This window comes from Cupriavidus sp. 05T313 (assembly GCF_056396665.1).
Genome location: NZ_JBFTLX010000429.1, coordinates 1 through 3,177, shown reverse-complemented (window position 1 = coordinate 3,177; position 3,177 = coordinate 1). Strand labels below are relative to the sequence as shown.

Annotated in this window: 2 protein-coding genes; both read right to left on the bottom strand. The window is 59.6% G+C overall.

The window, feature by feature from the left end; genetic code table 11:
• Positions 1-76 precede the first annotated feature (76 nt).
• Positions 77-2,314, bottom strand: a complete 2,238-nt coding sequence (locus AC1DKD_RS40310; protein WP_441637540.1) for a chitinase — start codon at positions 2,312-2,314, stop codon at positions 77-79.
• A gap of 7 nt (positions 2,315-2,321) precedes the next feature.
• The coding region (locus AC1DKD_RS40305; RefSeq protein ID WP_477144656.1) for a DUF2345 domain-containing protein at positions 2,322-3,177 on the bottom strand (856 nt) is incomplete at its 5' end.

Sequence of the window (3,177 nt, the reverse complement as noted above, 5' to 3'; positions counted from 1 at the left end):
GCTCACGTTCGACCTCATTCAACACGAGTTCCGCCTTTGGTCTTCCTCTCATCACCGCCTCGCCGTTTGCGTGCCTTCAACGCAGACTACAACGTGGCGTCAATAATGCAAGGAACTTCTGACGCGGGACACTAGCGTAGTTTCCGTTACCCAGTTCAGCACGTCCGCCATATGCACCGTTGGCGATTGCTTCAAAGTCAACTTGATTCATACTCGTGCCATCCGCTTTGATTGGCCTTACGTGATGGTAGCCGTGCGCGTTCGCCTGATCGGGATGATTATGAAAATAGGAAAATTTTGCGATTAACGAGCTTGCTTTCCAGATAAATCCCTCTTCGCGAGTAAGCGAGGAGCCAGTTTCCTGCATCACTTGAGCAAAGAAATGTGCTCGTCTAAGCGGTGTATCGAGTTTGTAGGCCTGAAGATGAGCATTGAGTTCGTCGGCCACTTCTTGGAGTGCGTCGCGGTTTGCGTGAGGGAACAGTCTATGCATCATGGTCAGGGTGAACTGAAATTTTCCTTTATCGAAATTCCCAATAATCCCAATCGGATGAATATGAAACACCTGCGGAGCCGGAAGGGCGGGGAAATCTTCCTTCACGGCATCCCACCAGGCCAGCGCCTGGATGCGCTTGCGTTCGGCCTCATGAGCCTCATCCGGCCCGACCTTTTTCTCGATCTCGGTAATGAGCTGATTCCACTTGTCCGGATTCGCCCATTCGCTCTCATGCTTGACAATGAGCCGCGATGCCCGCATTGCCGCCCATGCGTCCTGGGAGGCAACGCAAAGGTCGTTCGCCGCCTGGCTGCCATCGCCTGTCGCATATAGCTGCCGACAAACGGCTTGCATCAGCGGGTTGAGTTTGTCGATGGCGCCGGCGTTCGGGACGTCTGCGCCGGTCGCGTAGTCGACGTACGCCTGCGTCGAGGCAAAGATGGTGTGGGTGGAGTCGTGCGGGTCATGCAGGATCTCGAAGTCCACCCATTTCTGCGCGAACTCGCGCGAGATCCGCCCTCCCGCGAAGTTTTGCTCGCGCACCCAGCCGGTGATGTCCTGGCGACGTACGTCCGCGCTGTCAACCTTCCACCAGCGCATCTTCTCGCCGTCACTGCCCGCGCTGGTCTCGGTGTGTGGCTTTTCGTTACGCTGGCCGAGTTCCGCCAGCGTATATGCCTGCACAACATCGGACAGAGGCGCGTCCTGGCCTTGCTGGTTCGGGTTCTTGTAGAGCGTCGTCCGCCGGTCGATCCGTAGAATCGTGGGGTCGGCCGGCAGCGCCAATTGCTCCCACGCTTTCGGCTTTGCGCCGTTTTCGGTCACCCATGCGCGGCTCGTCTCRATGAACGACTGGATGCTGTCGCCGCAGAACATCTCCAGATGGACCATGCGGGCTGGGACCCGTTCGCTGAGCGAATCAAACCGTCCGATGTGGCCGATGATATCGCCTGCGTTGACTGGAACCGGCTTGGGTGGTGCGACCACACGATCCAGCGAGGTATCAGGCATAACGGTCTCGACAACGTAAGCGCCGCTCTCCTTGCCGAGATAGATCCATCCCTTCTCCGCAGCGTCCGGCGCGACATACCCGCCGACTTTGGGCGGAACCATGGCCGACACATGCACGGACTCGATCTGGCCCCAGTTCCCGTCCCGCTTCAGAAGACTGAACTGCGCCCCACGAGGCAGAATGCCAAGGATCGTTCCTCCTGGCTTGGAGGTGCGGACGCGCAATCCGGTTTGCTCGGCGGGAGCGCCCACCCCACTCGCACTGGCATCGGGCTTGTCGCTGGCGACATCCGTGACCCGGAGCCACGTTATCCAGTACGAAGGCCGTGGCAATGCCTTGTCCGCTTCATAACTGGCGAAATCCTGCAGATGCATGTACAGGCTGAAGAAAGTCAGCGTGTTGTCTTTCGGAAACTCCATCACGTGACGCACCAGCGCAAAGCCCGTGCTGAATTTGGCGCTGAATGCGGCCTTGTCACCCTGCTCCGGGATTTCGCTGGGCAGGTAGGTCCGGTTGACGCGCCAGGCAACCACCTCTCCGTCGGCCATGCAGCGCACGCCATGCGTGAGGTCGAGTGACTGACCGGCGCCTGCCTCAGTGATGTGGATGCCGCCGTGCCACAGTCCTTTCCGGCTGACGGCGTATGCGCCACCAGGCTCTTTGCGTAGCAGCCGGTGAAATTCGTGCTGGTCGGCAAAGTCGGCCGATGGCTTGCCGGGGGCTTCGGGAGCCTTGCGGAACGGGTATGCAAAGTTCAGTTTCTTCACCGGAGTCTTGGCCGGCTGCTGTGGTGTCGTCGTTGCCATGGCCTGCTTATTCAGAGAACCCGAACTTCATGTTGCGCTTCACGTCTTGCAGCGGGGCGGCCTCCCAGGCGGGGAAGGCAAAGTTGCCGCCGGCGGGATCGTCGGTACGCAAGTTGCCCTTGACGTTGACCTCCCCGCTGGGGCTGGCGAGTTCGATCTTCCCGTTTGCAATCCGGATGTATGCGCCCGCGCCATCGCCGAGGGTGATGCCCTTCGAGGCGGTGATCATGACTTCGCCAGTCGAGGAACTGACAGCAACATTCTTGAGTGCCATCAACTCCAGCGCATCGCCTTGGGCTTGTATTTGCACCTTGCCCTTTGCAGCGAAGATCCGGATACCCAGCTTTGCCGCGAACAGGGAGATGGCCTCGCCGGCTGCGGCAGTGATGCGCTTCATTACCCCGATGTCCAGGCCACCGCCAGCCGTCATGAAGATTTGCTTGCTCGCAGCGAGTTGCATGTCCCGCCCACTGGCAATGCCAATGCCTTTCGGCGCGCTGGCGAGGATCGCAGGCGCCTTGAGTTGCGTAAGCGTCTGCTCGATCAAGGCGCGCTGCTGGTCGATCTGCGCAAGCCACGCTTTGGCGGCATTTGCGGAATCGTTGAGGCTGCGCATCATGTCCATGGCTTGCCGCAGCGTATCTTCGGCATCTGACATGGCAAGTTGCTCGCCGCCAGCATTCGGCTGCGCGTCCGCCGAAAGGAACAGCCCCTTGCCACCCCGGATCGCTCCCCAGGCGTCTGTACGCAGCTCAAAGCCCTCCCCCCGCTTTTTTTTGTTGCGATCAACGAGGTAGCCAAGGTTGAGCTGGGTCTTGCCACCATATTCGGTGGAGAGCTTGATGCTCTCCTCTCCCTTCCAG